The sequence below is a fragment of the Collinsella sp. AF18-8LB genome, from assembly GCF_003459795.1.
In the GTDB taxonomy this organism is placed as follows: Bacteria; Actinomycetota; Coriobacteriia; order Coriobacteriales; family Coriobacteriaceae; genus Collinsella.
In genome coordinates, this window is record NZ_QRWU01000001.1 from 747324 (window position 1) to 772023 (window position 24700).

The 24700-nt window shown below is 60.6% G+C and carries 24 protein-coding genes; 21 read left to right on the forward strand and 3 right to left on the reverse strand.

What is annotated here, in order from left to right; genetic code table 11:
- The first annotated feature begins 8 nt into the window (after positions 1-8).
- The 12 genes from trmFO to DWX25_RS03345 all read left to right on the forward strand — a co-directional run bounded on the left by trmFO (position 9) and on the right by DWX25_RS03345 (position 12595).
- Complete coding sequence (gene trmFO, locus DWX25_RS03290; RefSeq protein ID WP_117799087.1) at positions 9-1346, forward strand: methylenetetrahydrofolate--tRNA-(uracil(54)-C(5))-methyltransferase (FADH(2)-oxidizing) TrmFO; 1338 nt, start codon at positions 9-11, stop codon at positions 1344-1346.
- 20 nt (positions 1347-1366) lie between these two features.
- Positions 1367-2263, forward strand: a complete 897-nt coding sequence (locus DWX25_RS03295) for a tyrosine recombinase (RefSeq protein WP_117799088.1) — start codon at positions 1367-1369, stop codon at positions 2261-2263.
- Positions 2264-2482: 219 nt separating this feature from the next.
- Entirely contained in the window at positions 2483-3211 is a 729-nt protein-coding gene (gene rpsB, locus DWX25_RS03300) for a 30S ribosomal protein S2 (RefSeq protein WP_117735161.1), read from the forward strand.
- 45 nt (positions 3212-3256) lie between these two features.
- Complete coding sequence (gene tsf / locus DWX25_RS03305; RefSeq protein ID WP_022094736.1) at positions 3257-4126, forward strand: translation elongation factor Ts; 870 nt, start codon at positions 3257-3259, stop codon at positions 4124-4126.
- A 117-nt stretch (positions 4127-4243) separates the two neighbouring features.
- A complete protein-coding gene (pyrH, locus tag DWX25_RS03310) occupies positions 4244-4966 on the forward strand; it encodes a UMP kinase (protein WP_117799089.1) in 723 nt (240 codons plus the stop codon).
- 2 nt (positions 4967-4968) lie between these two features.
- Complete coding sequence (gene frr / locus DWX25_RS03315) at positions 4969-5505, forward strand: ribosome recycling factor (protein ID WP_006236112.1); 537 nt, start codon at positions 4969-4971, stop codon at positions 5503-5505.
- A gap of 1 nt (position 5506) precedes the next feature.
- Positions 5507-6301, forward strand: a complete 795-nt coding sequence (locus tag DWX25_RS03320) for an isoprenyl transferase (RefSeq protein ID WP_117763014.1) — start codon at positions 5507-5509, stop codon at positions 6299-6301.
- Positions 6302-6303: 2 nt separating this feature from the next.
- Positions 6304-7203: a phosphatidate cytidylyltransferase gene (locus tag DWX25_RS03325; protein WP_233505238.1), complete on the forward strand. Its 900-nt coding sequence runs from the start codon at positions 6304-6306 to the stop codon at positions 7201-7203.
- Positions 7203-8390 (forward strand): 1-deoxy-D-xylulose-5-phosphate reductoisomerase, encoded by a 1188-nt coding sequence (gene dxr, locus DWX25_RS03330; protein ID WP_117763013.1) that lies wholly within the window; start codon positions 7203-7205, stop codon positions 8388-8390. The genes DWX25_RS03325 and dxr overlap by 1 nt, the downstream gene beginning before the upstream one ends.
- 25 nt (positions 8391-8415) lie before the next feature.
- Positions 8416-9777, forward strand: a complete 1362-nt coding sequence (locus DWX25_RS03335; RefSeq protein ID WP_117763012.1) for an RIP metalloprotease — start codon at positions 8416-8418, stop codon at positions 9775-9777.
- A gap of 13 nt (positions 9778-9790) precedes the next feature.
- On the forward strand, positions 9791-10873 hold the full coding sequence (gene ispG, locus DWX25_RS03340; protein WP_117799090.1) for a flavodoxin-dependent (E)-4-hydroxy-3-methylbut-2-enyl-diphosphate synthase: 1083 nt from the start codon (positions 9791-9793) through the stop codon (positions 10871-10873).
- Positions 10874-12595 carry a proline--tRNA ligase gene (locus DWX25_RS03345; RefSeq protein ID WP_233505239.1) on the forward strand — a complete coding sequence of 574 codons (1722 nt, stop codon included), beginning with the start codon at positions 10874-10876 and terminating at the stop codon, positions 12593-12595. It abuts the gene before it with no gap.
- Between the two features lie 180 nt (positions 12596-12775).
- On the opposite strand, the gene DWX25_RS03350 is transcribed toward DWX25_RS03345, so the two are convergent.
- Together DWX25_RS03350 and adhE are read right to left on the reverse strand one after the other, a co-directional pair.
- Positions 12776-13540 (reverse strand): aminoglycoside phosphotransferase family protein, encoded by a 765-nt coding sequence (locus DWX25_RS03350; RefSeq protein WP_117735165.1) that lies wholly within the window; start codon positions 13538-13540, stop codon positions 12776-12778.
- An 88-nt stretch (positions 13541-13628) separates the two neighbouring features.
- On the reverse strand, positions 13629-16277 hold the full coding sequence (gene adhE, locus DWX25_RS03355; RefSeq protein WP_117799091.1) for a bifunctional acetaldehyde-CoA/alcohol dehydrogenase: 2649 nt from the start codon (positions 16275-16277) through the stop codon (positions 13629-13631).
- A 332-nt stretch (positions 16278-16609) separates the two neighbouring features.
- On the opposite strand from adhE, the gene DWX25_RS03360 reads away from it, so the two are divergent.
- Positions 16610-17386 carry a transposase gene (locus DWX25_RS03360; protein ID WP_117742735.1) on the forward strand — a complete coding sequence of 259 codons (777 nt, stop codon included), beginning with the start codon at positions 16610-16612 and terminating at the stop codon, positions 17384-17386.
- A 226-nt stretch (positions 17387-17612) separates the two neighbouring features.
- On the opposite strand, the gene rpmB is transcribed toward DWX25_RS03360, so the two are convergent.
- Positions 17613-17801 (reverse strand): 50S ribosomal protein L28, encoded by a 189-nt coding sequence (gene rpmB / locus DWX25_RS03365; RefSeq protein ID WP_022094725.1) that lies wholly within the window; start codon positions 17799-17801, stop codon positions 17613-17615.
- Between the two features lie 452 nt (positions 17802-18253).
- Between rpmB and pyrR the strand changes: the two genes are divergently transcribed.
- The 8 genes from pyrR to gmk all read left to right on the forward strand — a co-directional run bounded on the left by pyrR (position 18254) and on the right by gmk (position 24696).
- Complete coding sequence (gene pyrR / locus DWX25_RS03370; RefSeq protein WP_117742736.1) at positions 18254-18838, forward strand: bifunctional pyr operon transcriptional regulator/uracil phosphoribosyltransferase PyrR; 585 nt, start codon at positions 18254-18256, stop codon at positions 18836-18838.
- Between the two features lie 4 nt (positions 18839-18842).
- Complete coding sequence (locus tag DWX25_RS03375; RefSeq protein ID WP_035138537.1) at positions 18843-19787, forward strand: aspartate carbamoyltransferase catalytic subunit; 945 nt, start codon at positions 18843-18845, stop codon at positions 19785-19787.
- Complete coding sequence (locus tag DWX25_RS03380) at positions 19771-21060, forward strand: dihydroorotase (protein WP_117799092.1); 1290 nt, start codon at positions 19771-19773, stop codon at positions 21058-21060. Before DWX25_RS03375 ends, DWX25_RS03380 begins: the two co-directional genes overlap by 17 nt.
- Positions 21061-21176: 116 nt before the next feature.
- The gene (locus tag DWX25_RS03385; RefSeq protein WP_117742738.1) at positions 21177-21944 is read left to right on the forward strand and encodes a dihydroorotate dehydrogenase electron transfer subunit; all 768 of its coding nucleotides are present in this window, start codon (positions 21177-21179) and stop codon (positions 21942-21944) included.
- Between the two features lie 14 nt (positions 21945-21958).
- Positions 21959-22867 (forward strand): dihydroorotate dehydrogenase, encoded by a 909-nt coding sequence (locus tag DWX25_RS03390; RefSeq protein WP_006236128.1) that lies wholly within the window; start codon positions 21959-21961, stop codon positions 22865-22867.
- Positions 22861-23577 carry an orotidine-5'-phosphate decarboxylase gene (gene pyrF, locus DWX25_RS03395; protein WP_117799093.1) on the forward strand — a complete coding sequence of 239 codons (717 nt, stop codon included), beginning with the start codon at positions 22861-22863 and terminating at the stop codon, positions 23575-23577. Before DWX25_RS03390 ends, pyrF begins: the two co-directional genes overlap by 7 nt.
- Before the next feature lie 240 nt (positions 23578-23817).
- Entirely contained in the window at positions 23818-24126 is a 309-nt protein-coding gene (mihF, locus tag DWX25_RS03400; protein WP_006236130.1) for an integration host factor, actinobacterial type, read from the forward strand.
- Positions 24127-24696, forward strand: coding sequence for a guanylate kinase (gmk, locus tag DWX25_RS03405; RefSeq protein WP_117742740.1), 570 nt, complete (start codon positions 24127-24129; stop codon positions 24694-24696).
- The last annotated feature ends 4 nt before the right edge of the window (positions 24697-24700 follow it).

A 24700-nucleotide genomic window follows, 5' to 3' on the forward strand; every position in this document is an offset into this window, starting at 1 on the left:
GTTTGCAGATGCTGTTTGATCAGGTGACGGTTATCGGTGGCGGTTTGGCGGGTCCGGAATGCGCGATCCAGCTGGCAGACCGCGGATTCGCCGTAAAGCTGTGCGAGATGCGCCCCCAGGTGAGCTCCCCGGCCCACCATACCGATCACCTGGCAGAGCTCGTCTGCTCCAATTCGTTTAAGTCGACCCGTCCGGACTCTGCGGCTGGTTTGCTGAAGGCCGAGCTTGAGCGCATGGGCTCGGTCCTGCTCGATTGCGCCCGTCGCGCGGCTGTTCCCGCCGGTGGTGCCCTGGCGGTCGACCGTGTCAAGTTTTCCGAGCTTGTCGAGGCCGAGGTTGCCGCCCGTCCCAATATCGAGATCATTCACGGCGAGGTCACGCGGATTCCCGAGGGTCACGTGGTCATTGCCGCCGGCCCCTTGTGCTCGCCGGCGCTGAGCGAAGAGGTCATGAAGCTCGTCGGTGGCGACGCCCTTGCGTTCTTCGATGCCGCGGCACCGATCGTCGATGCCTCCACGCTTGATATGGACGTGCTGTTCTCGCAGTCGCGCTACGAGGAACAGGGGAGTGGCGACTACCTCAATGCCCCGCTCAACAAGGAAGAGTACGAGGCCTTTATCGAGGCGCTCACCACGGCCGACCGCGTGGTGCTCAAGGACTTTGAGGGCGGCGATCTGTTCCAGGCATGCCAGCCTGCCGAGGAGGTTGCGCGCACCGGCAAGGACGCCATTCGCTTTGGCGCCATGAAGCCCGTCGGCCTCACCGACCCGCGTACCGGACGTCGCCCCTGGGCAGCGATTCAGCTGCGTGCCGAGAACAAGGAGAAGACTGCCTATAACCTGGTGGGCTTCCAGACCAACCTGACCTTTGGCGAGCAGAAGCGCGTCTTCCATATGGTGCCGGGCCTGGAGAACGCCGAGTTCTTCCGCTACGGTGTCATGCACCGCAATACCTTTGTCGACGCCCCGCACGTGCTCGATGGCACCTTTGCCGTGCCCGGTACGAGCGTGCGCCTTGCCGGCCAGATCACCGGCACCGAAGGCTATATGGAGGCCGTGGCGACCGGTCTGCTCGCCGCGCTCAACACCTATGCCGAGGCAATCGAGGCGGAGCCTGTTGAGCTGCCGCGCGTGGGCGCCCTGGGTGCACTCGTGGGCTATGCGACCGATCCTGCCACCGTGGGCTATCAGCCCATGCACGTCAACTTTGGCCTCGTGCCACCGCTCGAGGACGGCAAGCGCCGCAGTAAGCGCGACCGCTACCAGGCCTATGCGGACCGTGCGCTCGAAGCTCTTGATGCCTATCTGGCCACTCGCCCCGATCTGTTTGGAGGCGACCGGTCATAGCCTTTGACCTGTACGACACCATCGACTCGTTCATCGCCTATATTGCTCGCGTCGAAGGGCTCGCTCCCAACACGGTGACCGCCTACGCTTCGCGGCTGGAGCGTTTCGCTTCATGGTGCGAGCGCGAAGGCGTCGATGCGCGTGCCGCCGACGTACGGACGGTTCGCTCCTATTTGGCCGAGCTGTCGCGTGACCAGGTGGCGGCTCGGACCCTTGCGGCGCACTTGTCTGCCATTCGCTCACTTTATCGATGGATGGCTGCCGAGGGGATCGTTGAGGGCGATGCGGTCTCGGCGATATCCTCGCCCAAGCTCCCGCTTGATCTGCCCGGTGTGCTGACGAACCAACAGGTGGAGGCGCTCCTCAAAGCCCCCGATACCTCAACTCCCGCGGGATTGCGCGATGCGGCGATGCTCGAGCTGCTCTATGCCTCCGGCGCCCGCATCTCTGAGCTCGCGGCGCTCAATGTGGAGTCCATCGCTTGGTCCGAGCGAACGTTGCGACTTTGGGGTAAGGGGAGCAAGGAGCGTATCGTGCCGCTCTATCGGCGTGCTCTCGAGGCGGCCCGTCTCTATATAGAGGAGGGGAGGCCGGAGCTCCTTGCGCAGGCAAGGCGAAGCGACGGCGCAAACGGCGTGCATCCGCTGCTTATATCGGCGCGCGGCAATCGCATGAGCGCCGCCATGCTCAGGCGGCGGTTCCATACGCTGGCGACGCTCGCCGGAATTCCGGCCGACATCGCCCCGCATGCGATGCGCCATACCTTTGCGACCGACTTGCTCGAGGGCGGTGCGGACCTGCGCTCGGTTCAAGAGCTGCTGGGTCATGCGAGCCTGTCCACGACGCAGATCTACACGCATCTCACGCCCGATCGGCTTAAGCGGGCCGTGGCTCAAGCCCATCCCCGCGGCGAATAGTGGCTGGGACGTCCTGCGCCGCACTCAGGTGTGTGGTTTTGATTGCGGGTTGGCAGGAAGATGCATTCCTGCTATCATTCATCGGGTTGCTTCACGGCAACAGGTTTTTATCACACACGCGCGGCTACTTCATACCGTGGTGCCCGGGCTTTGGTAGCACATGTCCGGGTTGGTTTTGGAGGATGACCCCGCGCGGAGGCAAACCACAGGAGGTTTAACATGGCTACCAAGATTAATATCCGCACCCTGCTCGAGGCCGGCTGCCACTTCGGTCACCAGACCCGTCGCTGGAACCCCAAGATGAAGCCGTTCATCTTCGGTGAGCGCAACGGCATCTACATCCTCGACCTCAAGCAGACCATCCTCGACGCCGACCAGGCCTACACCTTCGTCAAGAACGTCGCCAAGGGTGGCAACGTGCTGTTCGTCGGCACCAAGAAGCAGGCTCAGGAGGCCGTCAAGAACGCTGCTGAGCGCGCCAACATGCCCTACATCAACCAGCGTTGGCTCGGCGGCATGCTGACCAACTTCGTCACCATCCGCTCCCGCATCAACCGCATGGAGGAGCTCGAGGCCATGGTCGATGACGGCCGCATGGCAGTGCTCCCCAAGAAGGAGCAGGCTGTGCTCGGCAAGGAGCTCACCAAGCTCCAGACCAACCTCGGTGGCGCCCGCGACATGAAGGGTCTGCCCCAGGCTCTCTTCGTCATCGACACCAAGCGCGAGGAGAACGCCATCAAGGAGGCCCAGCGCCTGAACATCCCCGTCGTCGCTCTGATCGACACCAACTCCGATCCCGACGAGGTCGAGTACGGCATCCCCTGCAACGATGACGCTATCTCCGCTGTCACCCTTATGTGCGAGCTCATGGCTGACGCCTGCCTCGCTGGCTCCGGCAAGGAGCAGGTCTCCGAGGCCGAGATGGCCGCTGAGCCCAAGGCCGAGTAAATCAGTCTTAGTTAATTCTTTTTCATCTCTTTGAAAGGAACCACAATGGCCCAGATTACCGCCGCTATGGTCAAGCAGCTCCGCGAGATGACCGACTCCCCGATGATGGAGTGCAAGAAGGCTCTCGTCGAGGCTGACGGCGACATGGACGCCGCTGTCGACGTTCTGCGTAAGAACGGCCTTGCCAAGGCCGCCAAGAAGGCTGGCCGTGAGACCAACGAGGGCGCTGTCGCCGCGTTCGTCTCCGAGGATGGCAAGACCGGCGCTCTGCTCGAGCTCTCCTGCGAGACCGACTTCGTTGGCTCCAACGCCAAGTTCACCGGCTTTGCTTCCAAGGTCGCTGAGGTTGTCGCTACCACCGAGCCTGCTGACGTCGACGCTCTGCTCGAGAAGCCGATGGGCGAGGAGACCGTTTCCTCCGAGCTCACCGAGATGATTCACATCATGGGCGAGAACATGAAGATCTCCCGTTTCGCCGCCCGCAAGGCCGAGAACGGCGCGCTCGCTTCTTACATCCACATGGGTGGTAAGATTGGCGTCCTCGTCGAGTTCGCTTTCGAGAAGGCCGAGACCGCTCAGGCTGAGTCCTTCAAGACCTTCGCTCACGACGTTGCCCTTCAGGTTGCCGCCGTCGCGCCGATCTGCGCCACCCGCGATCAGGTTCCGGCCGAGACCGTCGAGCACGAGAAGCAGATCTACATGGCTCAGGCTGCCGAGTCCGGCAAGCCCGAGGCTATCCAGGAGAAGATGGCTGTCGGCCGTCTGGAGAAGTTCTACAAGCAGTCCGTGCTCACCGAGCAGGAGTTCATCAAGGACAGCTCCCTCACCATCAAGAAGTACGCTGAGCAGGTCTCCAAGGAGCTCGGCGACACCATTACCGTCGTTGCCTTTGACCGTCTGGTCCGTGGCGAGTAAATAAGCTCTTGTAGCTGGTAATGAGCAGGCTGTGGGTTTTACTCACAGCCTGCTTTTTCATGGCTCCCCGTTAAGCCTTTGTTATCATATTAAAAGTCTAATTAAAGGAGGATCGCTTTGTCCGACATCCGATATAAACGCGTGCTTCTGAAGCTTTCCGGCGAAGCACTGATGGGCGACGGCCAATATGGCATTGACCCCAAGGTTACCGACCATCTTGCCAAGCAGGTCAAGGAGCTGCTCGCCGTTGGTCATGAGGTCGGCGTCGTTGTCGGCGGTGGCAATATTTTCCGCGGCATGGCCGGCGCTGCCGGTGGCATGGAGCGTGCTCAGGCCGACTACATGGGCATGCTGGCAACCGTTATGAACGCGCTTGCCCTGCAGGATGCCTTCGAGCATAACGATGTTCCCTGCCGCGTGATGAGCGCTATCCAGATGAACGAGATCTGCGAGCCCTATATTCGCCGTCGCGCCATCAATCACCTTTCCAAGGGCAACGTCGTTATTTTTGCCGCCGGTTCGGGCAATCCGTACTTTACGACCGACACCGCTGCGGCTCTTCGTGCGTGCGAGATCGGCGCCGAGATTCTGATTAAAGCCACCAAGGTTGACGGCATCTACGACAAGGATCCCGTCAAGTATGCTGACGCCGTCCGGTTTGACAAGATCACCTACCATGAGGTGCTCGTCCGCGGTCTGCAGGTTATGGATTCCACGGCTACGGCACTGTGCCAGGATAACCGTATGCCGATTTTGGTCCTCAACATCGATGGCGAGGACACCGTCAAGCGCGCGCTTTCGGGTGAGCCCGTCGGCACGCTCGTCTATCAGGAGGATTAAGCATGGCAGAGAACATCACCGCCCACATGGACAAGTCGCTCGAGTCCCTCAAGCATAACTTCTCCAAGGTCCGTACCGGCCGCGCCAACGCTAACATTCTGTCCGACATCACCGTCGATTATTACGGTGTTCCCACGCCGGTCACGCAGGTTGCCGCCGTAAAGACCCCCGAGGCCCACATGCTGCTCATCGAGCCGTGGGACAAGGCGCTCATCAACGCTATCGTCAAGGCCATCGGCGCTTCCGATCTGGGTATTACCCCCAACTCCGATGGCACCGTCGTTCGTCTGCCGTTCCCGGCTCCCACCGAAGAGCGCCGTCGCGAGCTCGTCAAGGAGTGCCGCGAGTACGCTGAGCAGGCCAAGGTGTCTATCCGTAACATCCGTCGCGACTTCAACAACAAGCTCGAGCGCGATGAGGAGCTCACCGAGGACGATGTCCGTCGCGAGCAGGCTAAGGTCCAGAAGCACACCGATGAGTATGTCGCTAAGGTCGAGGAGCTTCTGAAGGAAAAAGAAGCCGAGGTCATGGAGATCTAAGGTGCAATACGACGAGCATAAACTGGTCGAGTACTTTGCCGACGCCCCTGCGGGCGTCGGTTTTTCCGACCTTGACCTCAATAACATTCCGCACCATATCTCGTGCATCATGGACGGCAACGGTCGTTGGGCCACGTCGCGCGGTCTTGCACGCACTGAGGGCCACAAGGCGGGTATCGTCTCCCTTCGCGAGATCATTACTGCCTGTGTGCGTCTGGGCGTCGACGTGCTTTCTGCCTATGCGTTTTCTACCGAAAACTGGAACCGTCCGCAGCATGAGGTCAACGTCTTGATGCATCTGTTTGCCAAGACGTTTATCGACGAGCTGCCGCTTCTGAAGCGCGAAAACGTGCGCGTCGTCTTTTTGGGTGACATTTCCGCGCTGCCCAAGAAGACCCGCGACGTTTTTGAACGCGGTCTTGCCGAGTGCGCCGATCGCACCGGTATGACGCTGGCGCTTGCCGTCAACTACGGCGCGCGTGCCGAGATTACCCGCGCTGTCCGTCAGATTGCGCTCGACGCTGCCGCCGGTAAGATCGATCCTGCCGCAATTGATGACGACATGGTGGCTTCCCACCTCTATACCGCCGGTCTTCCCGATCCTGAGCTTGTGATTCGCACTTCTGGTGAGCTGCGCCTTTCGAACTATCTGCTGTGGCAGGTGGCTTATTCCGAGTTCTACGTCACCGATACCTATTGGCCCGACTTTGATCGCTGGGGCCTCGTCGACGCCATTTTGGCCTATCAGGGCCGTGACCGTAGGTTTGGTGGACTGAGCAAGACCGAGGAGGCTTAATCGTGTCCGATCGTCCCAAGGGATCTGCTCCCAAGACGCCTGCGCGCAAAGCTGGCACTGCGGGAGCGCCTGCAGCGAAGAGTGGCACCGGTTCGTGGCTGGCGGGCTTTATTACCCGTGCCGCCGCCGGTATCGTCTACGCCGTCGTCTTTATCCTGTGCCTGGTTTTGGGTATCGTGCCCACGGCCATCTTTGTTTCCGTCATGAGCGGTCTATGCTGCTATGAATTTTTCCGTATGACAAAGCTCGATGGCAAGATGGCGAACGAGCGTATGGGTATCGCTGCCGCCGTGCTCTTTCCGCTGTCGGCGTTGGGCGATTCGATGTTGTTGAATGCCCTGCTTTTTGCCCTGATGCTCGCGGTGGGCATTTGGTATGTCTGGTCGCCGCGTACCCGCATCTCTGATGTGGCCGTGACGCTCATGGGTCCCATCTACACTGGCTTTATGCTGTCGGCTATCGTGCTGCTGCGCGATTCCGTGCCCGGTTTTGCCGGCGCTCTGCTTTCGGTGGGCGTTTGCGCGTCCCTTTGGGTCTCCGATTCGTTTGCCTACATCGTGGGCAGCCGTATCGGCAAGCACAAGATGGTTCCCAAGATCTCTCCAAAAAAGAGCTGGGAGGGGTTTGTTGGTGGCATCCTGGGCTCGGTTTTGATTTGGCTCATCCTGTGGGCGACGCACTTCTACAAGCTCAGCCTGCCCTATGCGCTGCTGTGCGGCGTGGTCGTGTCCGTCCTGGGCGTTATCGGCGACCTCATCGAGTCACGCATCAAGCGTGGCGTGGGCGTCAAGGATTCCGGCAATCTTATCCCGGGCCATGGCGGCATGCTCGATCGTAGCGATTCGCTTATCTTCGGCTGCATTACCGCGCAGCTGCTTTTGATGATCGGAGGCGTGCTGTAATGTCATTCCAGACGACGTATGGCCCCGATGGACGCCTCCGTGTTGCCATCCTGGGTTGTACGGGGTCTATCGGCACCCAGGCACTCGATGTGTGCCGTCAGCATGCCGATCGACTACAGGTGACGGCGCTGTCCGTTAATTCCAGCACCTCGGAGCTCGTTGCCGCTGCCCGCGAGTTTTCGGTTCCGGCGGTTGCCGTGGCCGATGTCGCTCATGGCGATGACGCCGTGCTGCAGGAGTTGCCCGAGGGAACGAAGCTCGGCGTTGGCGCGCAGGCGGTTTGCGAGCTCGCGCGTCGCGACGATGTCGACTGCGTGCTCGTCGCTATTGTGGGCGCTGCCGGTCTCGAGGCGAGCCATGCGGCCTTGACCTCGAATAAGCGCCTTGCTCTTGCCAACAAGGAGTCCCTCGTCGTCGGTGGCGACTTGCTTATGCCGTTGGCGCAACCGGGCCAGCTTATTCCGGTCGACTCTGAGCACTCAGCCATTTACCAGTGCTATCTGGGGGAGAACCCGCGCGAGGCTCATTGTATTTGGCTCACCTGCTCGGGCGGTCCGTTCTTTGGCCGCACGCGCGACGAGCTCGATTGCGTGACGCGTGTCGATGCCCTCGCACATCCCACGTGGGCCATGGGTGCCAAGATCACCATCGACTCCGCCACCCTCATGAACAAGGGCCTGGAGCGCATTGAGGCCATGCATCTGTTTAACTGCGACCTCGATTTCATTAACGTGGTCGTGCAGCGTCAGTCCAAGATTCACTCTATGGTCGAGTTCGCCGACGGCTCCGTGATGGCGCATCTCGGTGCTTCCGACATGCGTATTCCCATCCAGTTCGCGTTCTCGTATCCCGAGCGTTGGGATACCCCGGCGCCTCGTATCGATTTTCGCGAGTTGGGGCAGCTCACGTTTGATGCTGCCGACATGGATACCTTCCGCTGTCTGGCGCTGGCCGAGCGTGCCGGCAAGACGGGTGGCACCATGCCGTGCGTGCTCAATGCCGCCAACGAGGTCGCCGTCGATGCCTTCCTGCACGATGGCTGCAGCTTTACCGATATCGATCGCATTGTGGAATCCTGCATGGATGCTCACGATATGCAGGCGGTCGATTCGTTTGAGCAACTTCGCGACATCGATGCGTGGGCGCGTGAAAAGGCTGTGCAGGTGCTCGTCGCAACCCGTTCCTAACCCATAAGGATTGCTATTTCGTTTTATGGATACTGTTCTGAGCGTTCTCTCATCGGTCTTTTGGGGCCTGCTGATGCTTTCCGTCCTCGTGTTTTTGCACGAGGGCGGCCACTTTTTGGCGGCGCGTGCCTGCGGCGTCCGTGTGACCGAGTTCTTTTTGGGCCTGCCGTGCCGCTTTGACATCCATTACACGTCGCGTCGCATTGGAACCAAGTTTGGCGTGACCCCGCTGCTGCTGGGTGGCTACGCTGCCATCTGCGGTATGGACCCGACCGACGTCTCGTGCGCCGATCGCGTGCTTGCGGCTATCTATCGTCATGGTCGCGTGACCGTGGCCGATCTTGCTGTCGAGCTCGAGCTTTCCGAGGAGGATGTGCTCGAGGCATGCGCCCTATTGCTGGGCTGGGGCTCCATCGCACCCTGGTATGAGGAAGGGGAGAAGCCCTCGCCGAGCTACTATCCCACCAAGTATCAGACGCTGCCGCGAGACACGGCAGGCTATACCACCTTTGACGGTCGCCGTTTCGATCGCGAACATTCAACTGCCGAGGGCGATGTGTGGGAGCTGCCGTGCGGCGAGGCCGAGTTCCTTGCGCAAGAACGTTCGCACACCTATCTTGGCCAAGGCTTTCTCAAGCGTGCCTTTATGCTGCTCGCGGGCATTATTGTCAATATTTTGACGGGCTTTTTGCTCCTTATGAGTATCTATTCCATTGCGGGTGTCACCGTGCCGATCGATACCAACGTGATCGGTCAGGTTGACGAGGGGTCTATTGCCGCCAGGGCGGGTATCGAGTCCGGTGATGCGATCCTTTCGGTTGACGGTGTCTCATGTTCCACTTGGATGGACGTCTACGATGCCATCGGTAAGGCCGCCGGTAAGGACGATATTGCTATTGAGTATGAGCGCGATGGCAAGCAGTGCTCGACCTCGGTCGCACTCAAAGAGGGCGAACGTCTGGGCGTTTATGCCTCTACGCAGGTAGTCCGTTTGGACCCCATCACCTCGGCACGTCTGTCATTCTCCTATGTTGTGCAGACCGCGGATGGCGTTATTCGCCTACTCCAGCCGCAGCATACGATGGAGATTCTCGACCAGTCCTCATCGATCGTGGGCATCAGCGTCATGTCCTCTCAGGCGGCTGCTGCCGGTCCCATCACGTTCTTGTCGTTTGCCGCGCTCATTTCGTTCTCACTGGGCTTTATGAACTTGCTGCCCATCCCGCCGCTCGACGGCGGCAAGCTGCTAATTGAGATCATTCAAAAGATTGCTGGCCGCGAGCTGCCGCTCAAGGTCCAGACGATCGTGAGCTATGTGGGCGTCGCGCTCTTCGCATTGCTGTTTGTCTATATGCTTCGTTCCGACATCCTTCGATTTATTCTGTAGGGGAGTGCTTGGATTGTCTCTATCCCATTCTTTGCCGCGCGAGCTGACGCGCCCCGTGCATGTGGGCGGGGTGCAGATCGGCGGCGGCGCGCCGGTCGTGGTCCAGTCTATGACCTGCACCGATACCGCCGATGCTCAGGCAACGCTTGGGCAGGTCCGCGCTTTGGCGCAGGCGGGCTGCGATATCGTGCGCGTGAGTGTACCCACCGAAGCCGCGCTCGAGGGCTTCCGTACCATCTGTGCCGAGTCTCCGGTGCCAATCGTTGCCGATATTCACTTTAACCATAAGCTCGCCATCGGCGCCGTCGAGGCTGGTGCCGCCAAGCTGCGCATCAATCCCGGTAATATCGGCGATTGGGCTAAGGTCGATGCCGTCATCGACGCCGCCGGCGCTGCGGGCTGTGCGATTCGCATCGGTGTCAACGCCGGCTCGCTCGAGCAGGATATCGCCGAGCGCGGCGAGCTTACGCAGCCCGAGAAGCTCGTGATGTCGAGTGAGCGCTTTGTGCGGCACTTTGAGGACCGCGGCTTTACCAACATCGTGCTTTCCGCCAAGGCCCATAGTGTACAGACGACGCTTGATACCTATCGTGCCCTGTCGCGCGAGATTCCCCATGTTCCACTTCATCTGGGTGTGACTGAGGCCGGTACCAAGCTGCAGGGCACCATCAAGAGCTCGGTGGGACTGGGCATCCTGCTCTCCGAGGGCATTGGCGACACCATGCGCGTCTCGCTTACGGCCGATCCGGTTGAGGAGCCGCCGGTCGCTTGGGGTATTCTGCAGTCGCTGGGCCTGCGTCGTCGTGGCCCCGAGATTGTCTCGTGCCCCACATGTGCGCGCTGCCAGGTCAATCTCATCGCAATCGCCGAGGAGGTTACCGAGCGGCTCAAGAACTACTCCGCGCCGCTTTCGATCGCTGTGATGGGCTGTGCGGTCAATGGCCCCGGCGAGGCTTCTGATGCCGACTTGGGGGTTGCCTGTGGACGAGGTCAGGGCCTGCTCTTTTCGCACGGCCAGATCATTGGTAAAGTAGCTGAGGATCAAATTGTCGACGCGCTGATGGCCGAGGTCGACAAGCTAATTGAGGAGAAATAAATGACTCGAGCAATGTATATGTCTAAGCTGTATGCTCCGACGCTCAAAGAGGATCCGGCCGACGCTGAGCTCGCCAGCCACCGCTTGCTGCTCCGTGCTGGCATGATTCGCAAGGAGGCCGCCGGTCTCTATTCCTATCTGCCGCTCGCATGGCGCTCGATCCGCAAGATCGAGAATATCGTGCGTGACGAGATGGACGCTGCCGGTGCCCAGGAGCTCATGATGCCCATTATGGTCGATGCCGAGCTGTGGCGTGAGTCCGGCCGCATCGATGCCTATGGCAAGGAGCTCGTGCGCTTTGATGACCGTCACGGTCGTGAGTTTGTGCTGGGCCCCACGCACGAGGAGACCGTGACCGCCCTGGTACGAAATGAACTGCGTTCCTACAAGCAGCTGCCGGTGAATCTCTATCACATCCAGGATAAGTTCCGCGACGAGTTCCGTCCCCGCTTTGGCCTAATGCGCGGTCGCGAGTTCATCATGAAGGACGCCTACAGCTTCTCCGCTACGCAGGAGAGCCTGCAGGAGGAGTACGACAAGATGAAGCAGGCGTACGCCAATATCTGCGAGCGCTGCTACATCAAGGCTCTGCCCGTTGTCGCCGATTCCGGTGAGATCGGTGGCGACACCTCCGTCGAGTACATGGCTCTTGCTGACGCCGGCGAGGCTTCGTTGGTTTACTGCGACGATTGTGGCTTTGCTGCTGACGACGAGGCGGCAAGCACCAAGGTTGTCGTGACCGAGGGCCCCGGCGACGGTACGCTCACCAAGGTCGAGACCCCGGGCATGGGCACCATCGAGGCAGTTGCAAAGTTCTTCGGCTTCCCCGAGAACGGCACGCGCAAGTCGCTGGCACTCATCGACGCTGAGGGCAAGCCTGTCGTGGCCATTGTCCCGGGCGATCATGAGCTCAACGACTGCAAGGCCGAGCACGTCTTTGGCAAGGGCTATCGCATGATGACCGACGAGGAACTCCAGACCTACGGTCTGCATAAGGGCTTTATCGGACCGGTTAACCTGCCCGAGGGCATCCGTCTGGTGTGCGACGAGAGCCTGCGTGAGTCTAAGCAGTGGGCCTGTGGCGCCAACGAGGTCGACTACCACTTTACCGGTGCCTGCCCCGAGCGCGACTTTACCGTCGATGAGTGGGCCGACCTGGTCACCGTCGTCGCCGGCGATCCCTGCCCGCACTGCGGCAAGCCGCTCTCCGCTGCTCGCGGTATCGAGGTCTCCCAGGTGTTCCAGCTGGGCACCAAGTATTCCGAGGCCATGGGTGCCACCTTTATGGACGAGGACGGCAAGGAGAAGCCGCTTATCATGGGTTGCTACGGCGTGGGTGTGTCCCGCTCGCTCGCTGCCGTCGTGGAGCAGCACAACGATGAGCACGGTATCGTCTGGCCGGTCTCCGTTGCCCCGTACGAGGTCGCGGTGATTCCGCTCGATCCCAAGAAGGAGGAGTGCGCTACCGTTTGTGAGCAGATCGTCGACGGTCTGTGCGCCGAGGGTATCGAGGTCGTCGTCGACGACCGCGATGAGCGTCCCGGCTTTAAGTTTGCCGATAACGACCTCATGGGCTTCCCGTATCAGGTGGTTTTGGGCAAGCGCGGTCTTAAGAATGGCACCGTTGAGCTCAAGGACCGTGCCACGGGCGATCGCGAGGACGTGGCGATTGACGAGATCGTCGCCAAGGTTGCCGAGCTTGTTAAGGCTGCCCGCCGCTAATCGGCGATTTCGCTTGTAGTTCGATATACGGGACGGCCCCGCATTTCTCCAGATCGGGGAGATGTGGGGCCGTCCTTTTATCTTGTGGCATCCTCGATATCTAAAAGGAAAACCCCACGGCCCATGCGAGCTGCGGGGTTTCCCTTTTGTGCCTCCGATGCGAAATAAATCGCTCAGATATTACTGATAATCGACGACGTCGATCCAGTTCTTAAGGAACTCATCGTTCACGTTGCGCTTACGAGCGAGCTCGGAAGCGGCGACGATGCTCGTCCACTGACGCACGACCTGCATAGGCATGTCGGCGCGGTCGCAGTAGAGCTCCAGGTAGGCCTCGGCCTGGTCCTTGCTGCTGAGGGCAAAGAGCAGGTAGGTGGTGGCAACGTCGGCAGCAGGGGAGCCCTGGGTGGCATGTGCCCAGTCGCAGACGTACAGCTGACCGTCGTCGCCAACGATGACGTTGGAGGGGTTGAAGTCGCCGTGGCAGACCTTGAACTCCTTGGTCATGCCGTCCAGACGCTCCTGAAGGTTGTAGCGCGTGGTGGCATTGAGCTGATCAAGGCTGTCGATCATGCGGGCGAACTTGTCGCGCTGACGGTTGAGCAGCGGGGAGGTGTAGCCGTGGATCTCGATCTGGAGGTCGACGAACATCTCGAGGTACTCACCAAAGCGTTGGGGCTCGGCAGTCATCTTGTCGGCGAGGGTGGTGCCAGCAACCTTCTCGGTCACAAGCGCCCAGCCGTTGGCGTTCTCGAGCTGAGAAACCTCGAGCGCCTTGGGGCTGCGGATGCCGCACTCATTGATGCGGGCAAGATTCAAAGCCTCGTTGAACACGTCGGAGACGGGCTTGGTCTCGTTAAAGACCTTGACAATCTTGTCGCCCAGGTCGTAAACGACCTTGTTGCCACGACGGACGAGCTCGGTCTTGGAATCGGGAAGCAGCATGATTGCATCCTTTCAACGATGCGATAGAAGCAACGGCGGGGGCGTGCGTACACCCGTGCACCCCCGCCGCAAATAACCGTGCTAAAGACTAGCAGACGGCGTAGTCCTGGGGCTCGCGGCCATAGTAGGCGTCCAGGTAGAGCTCCTTGATCTCGCTCATGAGCGGGTAGCGCGGGTTAGCGCCGGTGCACTGGTCGTTGAATGCCTGCTCGGTCATCTCGTCGAGGGTGTCGAGGAAGTACTGCTCGTCAACACCGTAGTCGGCGATGGTCTTCTTGACGCCGATGAAGTCCTTGAGCTCCTCGAGCTTCGTGATGAAGTTCTCGAAGACCTCCTTGTCGTCCCTGCCCTCGATGCCGCAGTACTTGGCCATCTCGGCGTAGTTGTGCAGCGCGTTGGGGTAAGGATACTGGGAGAACGTGCCCATCTTGACGGGAGCCTCGGCGGCGTTGTAGCGCATGACGCGCGTCAGGATGATGGCGTTGGCGATGCCGTGGGGCAGGTGATGGAAGGCGCCGAGCTTGTGGGCCATGGAGTGGTTGAGGCCCAGGAAGGCGTTGGCGAAGGCCATACCGGCCATGCATGAGGCGTTGTGCATCTCCTCGCGGGCGTGCGGGTCCTTGGCGCCGTTCTCGAAGCTGGAGGGCAGGTTCTCGAAAACGAGCTTGGCAGCGCGCTCGGAGAGGCCCTTGGTGTAGTCGGAAGCCATGATGGAGACATAGGACTCGATGGCGTGGGTCATGACGTCGATGCCGGAGGCAGCGGTCAGGCCGCGCGGGGCGGTCATGCAGTTGTCGGCGTCGACGATAGCCATGTTGGGGAGCAGCGCGTAGTCGGCAAGCGGCCACTTGATGCCGGTCTCCTTGTCGGTGATGATGGCGAACGGCGTGCACTCGGAGCCGGTACCCGAAGAGGTCGGGACGGCGACGAAGTAGGCCTTCTTGCCCATCTCGGGGAAGGTGAAGATACGCTTGCGGATGTCCATGAAGTCCATGGCCATGTCCTCAAACTTGCACTCGGGGTGCTCGTACATCATCCACATGATCTTGCCGGCGTCCATAGCGGAGCCACCGCCGACGGCGATGATGACGTCCGGCTCAAAGAGAGCCATCTGCTTGGCGCCGCGACGTGCGCACTGCAGCGACGGATCGGGCTCGACGTCGTAGAAGCAGTCGTGGGCGATGCCCATCTCGTCGAGCTTGGCCTCGATGGCGCGGGTGTTGCCATTCTTGAAGAGGAACTGGTCGGTGACGATGAAGGCGCGCTTCTTGCCCATGACGGTGCCGAGCTCGTCGAGAGCGACGGGCGTGGAACCCTTCTTGAAGTAGACCTTCTCGGGAGCGCGGAACCACAGCATGTTCTCACGGCGCTCGGCCACAGTCTTAACGTTGATCAAGTGCTTCACCCCAACGTTCTCGGAGACGGAGTTGCCGCCCCAGGAGCCGCAGCCCAGGGTCAGAGACGGCTTCATGCCAAAGTTGTACAGGTCACCGATGCCGCCATGCGAAGACGGGGTGTTGATGACGATACGGCAGGCCTTCATGACGTGCTCGAACAGGCTGATCTTCTCGGCCTGGGCGGGGTGCACGTACAGAGAGGCGGTGTGGCCCGGGCCACCGGCGAGCACCAGGTGCTCGGCCTTGTCGACGGCCTCCTGGAAGTCCTTGGCGTGATACATGGCCAGGACCGGGGAGAGCTTCTCGTGGGAGAACTCCTCCTTGGCCGGATCGGTGGAGGTGACCTCGGCGATCAGGATCTTGGTCTTAGCGGGAACCTCGATGCCGGCGAGCTCGGCGATCTTGGCGGCAGCCATGCCGGGGATGCGGTGATCGAGAGCGCCGTTCTTGAACATGGCGCCACGCAGGGCCTCCATCTCGGCACCCTGCTTGACGAAGTAGCAGCCGCGCTTCTGGAACTCGGCCTTAACCAGGTCATAGATGCTGTCGATGACGGTCACGGACTGCTCGGAAGCGCAGATCATGCCGTTGTCGAAGGTCTTGGAGTGGATGATGGAGTTGACGGCGAGCAGCACGTCGGCGGTGTCGTCGATGATGACCGGGGTGTTACCGGCGCCAACGCCCAGGGCGGGCTTGCCCGAGGAGTAGGCGGCCTTGACCATGCCCGGGCCACCGGTGGCGAGGATGATGTCGACGTCGCGCATGACCATGTTGGTTAGCTCGATGGAGGGGACATCGACCCAGCCGATGATGCCCTCGGGGGCGCCGGCCTTGACGGCGGCGTCAAGCACGAGCTTGGCGGCGGCGATGGTACACTTGGCGGCAGCCGGGTGCGGGGAGATGATGATGGCGTTGCGGGTCTTCAGACTGATCAGCGTCTTGAAGATCGCGGTGGAGGTGGGGTTGGTCGTCGGGATGACGGCGCCCACGATGCCGATGGGCTCGGCAATCTTGGTGATGCCGTAGGCCTCGTCGCGCTCCAGGACACCACAGGTCTTGGTGTTCTTGTAAGCGTTGTAGATGTACTCTGCGGCGTAGTGGTTCTTGATGACCTTGTCCTCAAGAACGCCGCGGCCGGTCTCCTCGATGGCCATCTTCGCCAACGGGATACGAGCCTTGTTGGCGGCCATGGCGGCCTCGTAGAAGATCTTGTCGACCTGCTCCTGCGTGTACGTAGCAAAAAGCGCCTGGGCCTCTCGCATCTGAGCGAGCTTAGCCTCAAGCGCCTCTACGTTGTCCACAATTGCGGGAGTAGTGTTTTCCGGTGACTTTTTCACCATTTGTGTCTCCTTGCGATCGGAGATTTACCCTACGCCTTGCATGATAGCAATAAATAATTCGGTGAGTGGCAAGATTCCTGTAAAAGGCACACTAAAACGCTTCAACATAATGAAACGTTTCAACTAAAACAATCTTTCTGCTGCATCGCCCCGCTCATTGGGGACAGGCTTACATGAGTGCTTTCACTCATTTGGGACAGACATCGTTTTGCCATTTTGCCGTTCTGGGCCTGTTATAGCCGCTCATTGGATATAAATAGGTTACAGGCTCAGCATTTCGCGTTGCGTCTCTCCTTTTAGGTGTTGCCTGTACAGTTTTGAAAGGAGAGGCTATGCCCCGATGTGCCCGCGCCGTTTCGCTCACCGGCTATTACCACGTCTTTGACCGTGGCAACTCCAAACAGATTATTTTTGAAGATGATTCCGACCGTTATCGTTTCTTATCGGACATCTCGGACAGGTTTGCGCGTCATAAAGTGGCGGTGTTGGCTTGGTGCCTTATGGACAACCACTTCCATTTGATGGTTGATGACCCATATGACAACCTTTCAAAGGCAATGCAGTGCGCACTGACGGCGTATGCTAAGTATTTCAATGGGAAAACGGGAAGAACGGGCCATCTGTTTGACAATCGCTATTCGCGGGTCGCTGTTGAGACGGACACGCAGGCGGTGCAGCTGCTCGACTATATTCATCTCAATCCCGTGAAAGGTGCGCTCGACTCACTCGAGGCATACCGCTGGTCAAGCTACAAGGCATATCAGCTGGGCTATGATCCCTTTGATATCTGCGATGCGGCCCCCATGCTCGATATTGTCGGAGGCTCCCGTTGCTATTGCGAGCATCTCAAGGAAGTTGCTGGGCGCATCTGGTCAGTGGGGGTTCTTCCACGCCGGCGGATCCCCGATGAGGATGCCCTTGCCGTCGCGCACGAAGTGTTGCCGAGCATAGATCCTGCGCTGCTCAAGGCCCTGCCTCGTCCCGAACGTGATGCGTGTCTGCTGAGGCTCAGGCGGGCGCATCTCACGGTCAAGCAAATTGCCCGTATCACCGGTATCGGCGCTACGAGCGTAACCAAGGCCACCACAGGCTGGAAAGAGGCGGCGTGAGGTATGGATTGGGGCCGATCGAAACGCCGTGAGTTCATCGATGCGCTGCGAGCTTAGGAAAGCGCTCATCTAAGTCTGTCCCCAATGCGTGAAAACACTTATGTAAGTCTGTCCCCAATGAGTGCAAAAGGGCGCCCTCCGTAGGGGAGGACGCCCTTGGTAAGTTCTATGTGAACGCGAGGTCTTTGACCCGGAGAGTCCGAGGTACTTGTTGGTAAGACCTTATTTAGGAGCGCGCAACCTTGCCGGACTTGAGGCAGGTGGAGCAAACGTTCATCTTGCGACGGTGACCATCGACGACGACGTAGACGCGCTGGATGTTGGGGCGGAACTTACGGTTGGTGACGCGGTGAGAGTGGCTGATGGAGCGACCGGCAACGGGGTGCTTACCGCAAACTTCGCAAACTTTGGACATAACTGACCCTCCTTGGGCGACAAACGAACATGTCGCGTTAACAAACAAGCCTGAACTATAGCACAGAAGTCGCTCCCTGTGCGCAATCTACACAGAGATATTCCTCTTTTGGCGATAGTGCGCACGCCACGGCCCTGGACGTAGATCCGATTTGCGTGCAGCAGAGGGGATTATGCCAGCTCGAACCGAGGTTTTCAAGTTCGTCCCACAAATATATATAGGTTTATGGAGCGCCTGCGCCCGTTTATGGATTGCTTTGTATTTATGCTCGCAATTACGCTCGAGGTTGGCTACACTATACCTTGACCATTAAAGGGGTACGAGATACCCACATGGAATTACATAGCTGCCAAAGAGCAGCCCTTCCTGTGGGTGTCTGGTCCGCTTTAAGCGGTCGGACATCTATTTTTTTTGACTGTGTCAGCAGTCAAGACATGTGAGGAAGGAGATCGATGGGCACGACTTCCCCCAAGGCGGTCATCATGGACGAGACCGCCGTCAATCGAGCTATGACCCGCATCGCGCACGAGATTCTCGAGCGCAACGAGGGCTGTGAAGACCTCGCTCTGGTCGGCATCGTCACGCGCGGCGACCTTCTGGCAAAGAAGCTCGTCGAGGAGATCAAGGAGATCGAGGGCGTCGACGTTCCGCTCGGCAGCCTCGACATCAGCTTCTACCGCGATGACTACGCTACCAATTTCGCTCCCGCGATCCACGCCACCAACATTCCCTTTAGCGTCGACGGCAAACGCGTCGTGCTGGTGGACGACATCCTGTATACGGGCCGTACCATCCGCGCCGCTCTCGACGCCGTCATGGACCTGGGTCGTCCGAGCCGCATCGAGCTGGCGGTCCTCGTCGACCGCGGCCACCGCGAGCTCCCCATCTCGCCGGACTTTGTCGGCAAGAACGTTCCCTCGTCGCATGAGGAGAACGTGCACCTATATATGAAAGAAGTCGACGGCCACACCGCCGTCGAGATCAACGACGTCGCGCCGGGTTCCCGCGTGGGCTCCGCGCCGCTGGGAGGTGAGTAGTACCGTGGCGTTCAATCATAAGCACCTGATCGACATTACCGAGTACTCCGAAGAGGACATCAAGCTCATCCTCGAGACCGCCAAGGCGTTCTCCGAGGTCAACGAGCGTGCGATCAAGAAGGTCCCCACGCTCAAGGGCAAGACCATCGTCAACATGTTCAACGAGCCCTCGACGCGCACCCGTAGCTCCTTCGAGCTTGCCGAGAAGCGTCTTTCGGCCGACAGCCTCAACTTCGGCGGCTCCTCGACCTCTACGGTCAAGGGCGAGAGCCTCGTCGACACCGTCGAGACCCTCAACGCCTACAAGATCGACTGCATCGTCGTGCGCGACAAGCACGCCGGCGCTCCCTATATCGTCACGCAGAACTCGCCTGCGAGCGTCATCTGCGCCGGCGACGGCAAGCACAACCATCCCACGCAGGCCCTGCTCGACCTGTACACCATCTGGGAGCACAAGGGTGACTTCCACGGTCTGAAGGTCGCCGTCGTCGGCGATATCGCGCACTCCCGCGTCTGCGGCTCGCTGATCCCCGCCCTTAAGATCATGGGCTGCGAGACCTACGCCGTCGCTCCCGGCACGCTGCTGCCGCCGGCGCCTGAGGTCCTGGGCTGCGACCACGTGACGAGTGACCTCGATTCCGTCCTGCCCGAGCTGGACGTCGTCTACATGCTGCGCGTGCAGCAGGAGCGCCTCGAGGGCGCCCCGTTCCCGACCATTCGCGAGTACCACAAGCTCTTCGGCCTGACCAAGGATCGCGAGAAGCTCATGAAGCCCGATGCGATCATCTGCCACCCGGGCCCCATCAACCGCGGCGTCGAGTTCGACTCCTATATGGCCGACCACCCGCAACGCTCCGTCATCCTGGAGCAGGTCTACGCCGGTATCTGCGTGCGTATGGCTATCCTGTATCTGCTGCTTGGAGGTGCCGATAATGGCCTTGCTTCTTAAGAATGCCCACGTCGTCGACCCGTCCGTCGAGCTTGACGGTGTCGTTGACGTCCTGATTGACGGCGACAAGATCGCCGAGGTCGGCGAGAATCTCGCCGTCGAGGGGGCCGAGGTCCGCGACCTTTCCGGCAAGTACCTCGTCCCCGGCCTGGTGGATATGCACGTTCACCTTCGCGAGCCCGGTTACGAGGTCAAAGAGGACATCGAGAGCGGCACCCGCGCAGCTGCCAAGGGCGGCTTTACCGGCGTGTGCTCCATGCCCAACACCGATCCCGTCACCGATAACGGCACCGTCGTGGAGTTCGTCAAGTCCCGTGCTGCCGAGGTCGGTCACTGCCGCGTCTATCCGTCGGGCGCCATGACCCGCGGTCTTAAGGGCGAGGCCATGTCCGAGATGGGCGATATGGCCGCCCACGGCGCCGTCGCCTTCACCGACGACGGTCGCGGCGTGCAGGGCGCGGGCATGCTCCGCCGCTGCATGGACTACGGCAAGATGTTCGGCAAGGTCTTTATGAGCCACTGCCAGGACGAGGACCTGGTCGGCCACGGCCAGATCAATGAGGGCAAGGTCTCGACCCGTCTGGCTCTCGAGGGCTGGCCGGCTGCCGGCGAGGAGCTCCAGATCGCCCGCGACATCGAGATTGCCAAGCTGACCGGTGCCAAGCTGCACATCCAGCATATCTCCACCGCCCATGGCCTGGAGATCGTGCGTGCCGGTAAGGCCGCTGGCGTTCAGGTTACCTGCGAGGCCACCCCGCACCACATGTTCCTGACCGAGAACGACCTGGACGAGACCTACAACACCTCGCTCAAGGTCAATCCGCCGCTGCGTACCGAGGAGGACGCCGAGGCCATCCGTCAGGGCGTCATCGACGGTACCGTCGACGTTATCGTCACCGATCACGCTCCCCACACCCCGTGGGAGAAGGCCCGCGAGTTCGAGCTTGCACCTTTTGGCATGATCGGCCTCGAGACTTCGCTGTCGCTCGTGCTCACCGAGCTGGTCAATACGGGCAAGATGAGCATGGGCCGCATGGTCGAGCTCATGGCCATCAAACCGCGTGAGATCCTGGGCCTCGACCAGGTTCAGGTCAAGGTGGGCTCCGTCGCCGACCTGACCGTGTTCGACACGTCCGCCACTTGGACGGTCGGCGAGGACGGTTACGAGTCGCGCGCCGAGAACTCCGGTTTTGCCGGCCGCACGCTCACCGGTCGTGCCACCGATGTGTTTGTCGGCGGTAAGCAGACGCTCGCCGACGGCTGCATCTGCTAGCATAGCCTTATCGCTTTTGTGCGCGGTGCCCTTGCGGTGCCGCGCTTTCTGTTCGTTTTGACCATGCAACCGCATGGGGGATTGGAGCGTCTATGCCCACACCTTCCACTGCACGCATGCACGACTTCGAGGTCGTCTCGAACCAGGAGATCGCCGAGGGCATCTTCTCGCTCGTAATCTCGGCCCCCAAGCTTGCAAGTGCGCTCAAGCCCGGTCAGTTTGTGAACATCGCCGTGCCCGGCGATGCGTCCTCGCTGCTTCGCGTGCCCCTGAGCTTCTATCGCGCCGACGCCCAGGCCGGCACCGTCGAGCTGTGGTACACCGTCGTGGGCGACGACACCCGCCGTCTGTCGCAGATGGCCTCTGGTTCCACTTCTAACCTGCTGGGCCCTGGCGGTCGCGGCTGGCTGGTGCCCGAGGGCGCCAAGAAGGCGCTGCTCGTGGCGGGCGGCATCGGTGTCCCGCCCGTGCTCTGCCTGGCGGGCATGCTTGCCGAGCAGGGTGTGGCCGTCGACGTGTGCATGGGCTTTGGCACCGCGTCCAAGGCCGTGGGTATCGATGAGTTCCGCGCGTTGGGCGCCACGGTTAATGTATGCACCGACGACGGCTCGCTTGGCACGCATGGTTTTTGCACCGATCCGGCCGCCGAGCTGCTTGGCGAGGGTGGCTACGACTATGTCGCCAGCTGCGGTCCCGCCGTCATGATGAAGAAGGTCGCCGCCGCTGCCGCCGAGGCCGGTGTGTACTGCGAGGTGTCGCTTGAGCGCATGATGAGCTGCGGCTTTGGCGCCTGCAACACCTGTAACGTCGAGACGGTTGACGGTATGAAGGGCGCCTGCATGTGCGGCCCCGTGTTCGATGCTTCCAAGGTGGTGGTCTTCTAGTGGGTACCGTGAACATGGCCGTCGATTTCGGCGGCGTCAAGATGCAAAACCCCATCAACACCGCAGCCGGCACTTTTGGTTACGGCTGGCAGTTCCAGAACTTCTTCGATGTTTCCCAGCTGGGCGCCATCACCACCAAGGGCTGCGCTGCCGAGCCCTGGCCCGGCAACCCCGCACCCCGTATGGCCGAGATCCCCGGCGGTATGATCAACTCGGTGGGCCTTCAGAACCCCGGCGTGGCCGCCTTTGCCCGTGAGTCCGGCCCTTGGCTGGAGCAGCTTTCCAAGGACGGCTGCCAGGTCATCTGCCAGGTTGCCGGTCACTCTGTTGACGAGTTTGTCCGCGCACTCGAGATGTATGTCGAGCTGTGCCCTTGGGCTGCCGGCTACGAGATCAACGTGAGCTGCCCTAATATCGCCGCTGGCGGTGCCGCCATGGGCTCCACGCCCGAGGGCGCCTCTTCCGTTATGGCTGCCTGCCGCAAGGTGACCGATAAGCCGCTGTTCGTGAAGATGGCGCCGGTCAACGTCGCCGAGATCGCCAAGGCCCTCGAGGCTGCCGGCGCCGACGGCCTTTCGGTCATCAACTCCATTCAGGGCATGGCCATCGACGTCCATACCCGTAAGTCCCGCGTGGCCAAGCCCAAGGGCGGCCTTTCGGGCCCGCTGTGCCACCACATCGCCGTGCGCATGGTCTGGGAGGTTGCCCAGGCCGTCGATATCCCCATCAACGGTGTCGGCGGTGTCATGACCGGCGAGGATGCGGCTGAGTTTATCCTGGCCGGTGCCACCTGCGTGTCGGTCGGCATGGCCAACTTTGTCGATCCGTGTGCTTCGCTCAAGATCGCGCATGAGCTCGAGGCTTGGGCTGAGTCCCAGGGCGTGAAGGACATCAACGAGCTGGTAGGTGCTTTCGAATGCTAGAGACCGATGCCCGCGACCGTGTTATCGTCGCCCTCGACTGCGACCGTGAGCGTGCGCTCGAGCTCGCCCATGAGCTTTCGGGCCATGCCGCCTGGCTCAAGGTGGGCATGACGCTCTATTACGCCGAGGGTCCCGAGATCGTCAAGACGTTCAAGGGCCTGGGTTTTAAGGTCTTCCTTGACCTTAAGTTCCATGATATTCCGCATCAGGTTCGCGGTGCCGCCCGCTCGGCCTCGCTTGCCGGTGCCGACCTGCTTTCGGTTCACGGCTTGGGTTCGGGTGCTATGCTCGCCGCCTGCCGTGAGGGTGCCGAGGAGGCGCGCGAGGACCGCGCCAAGCTCGTCGCCATCACCGTGCTCACGAGCATGAATCAGGATGCCTTGAGCGAGATCGGCGTCGAGTTGCCTGTGGCCGAGGAGGCCGTCCGCCTGGCAAAGCTCGCTCAGGCCAACGGCATCGATGGCATCGTGTGCTCGCCGATGGAGGCTCACGACATGCGTGAGCTGCTGGGTCCCGATGCCCTGATCGTTACTCCGGGTGTGCGTCCGATGGGCGCCGCTCTTGGTGACCAGTCTCGTGTGGCGACGCCTTCCCAGGCTATCGAGCGTGGTGCAAGCCACATTGTGGTGGGCCGTCCCATTACCGGTGCCGTCGATCCGGTTGCCGCCTTTGACGCTATTGTTGCCGAGCTGGTCGAAAACGTCGCCTAAAAGATTCCCTCAAGTCACCACTTTTGGGTATCATTAGCACAAATTTGCCCCTGTACCTGCGAAAACTTTCCTACCCTTTGTGTGGAATCGCAGGTCAGGGGCTTAACTTTGACCTCCGCATATTGCACTTTTCGTAGGTATCGTCTAATCTATGGAGCCGTCGATTGGGCATTTAGTGCGTTTGACGTGCTAAAATGCCAATTACTGCATCAGATATAACCCAACTATTTGGAGGTTCGAATGGCACTCCCTCAGCTTACCGACGAGCAGCGCAAGCAGGCACTTGAGAAGGCTGCTGCCGCACGTCACGCCCGCGCTGAGCTTCGCGAGCAGATCAAGAAGGGCGAGAAGTCCCTCGAGTCCGTGCTCAACTCCGATGACCCCATCGCTTCCCGCATGAAGGTTTCCACCCTCATCGAGTCTCTCCCTGGTTATGGCAAGGCCAAGGCCGCCAAGATCATGGAGGAGCTCGGTATCTCCGCTACCCGTCGCGTCCAGGGCCTCGGCGTCCGTCAGCGCGAGCAGCTCCTCGAGCAGCTGACCAAATAAGTGAGCGCTCAGGATTCCAAGCTCTTTGTGATTTCTGGACCGTCAGGCGCAGGCAAGGGCACGCTCGTCACTCGTGTGCGCGAGCTCCGCTCGAACCTGGGCCTGACGGTTTCGGCTACCACGCGAGCACCACGCAAAGGTGAGGTCGACGGCGTCAACTACTTTTTTCTGACGCGCGAGGAGTTCGACCGCCGCGTGGCAAACGGTGAGTTTGTTGAATGGGCCGAGGTCCACGGTAACTGCTACGGCACGTTGGTGAGCGAGGTCACATCCAAGCTCGCCTCGGGCGCGTCACTGATTTTGGAGATCGATGTCCAGGGCGCCCTGCAGGTGAAGGAGCGTTTCCCCGAGGCCGTGCTGATTTTTATCAAGCCGCCTTCGCTTGAGGTGCTCCGCGAGCGTCTAGTCGGTCGCGGTACCGAGACGCCCGAGACGATTGAGCTGCGCATGGCAAACGCCGCCGATGAGCTTGCCCTTGCCGACCGCTACGACGACGTCGTGGTTAATGACGATCTCGACCGCGCGACCGATGAGCTCGTTCGCGTTCTCGATATGCATGAAAGGATCTGAGGTC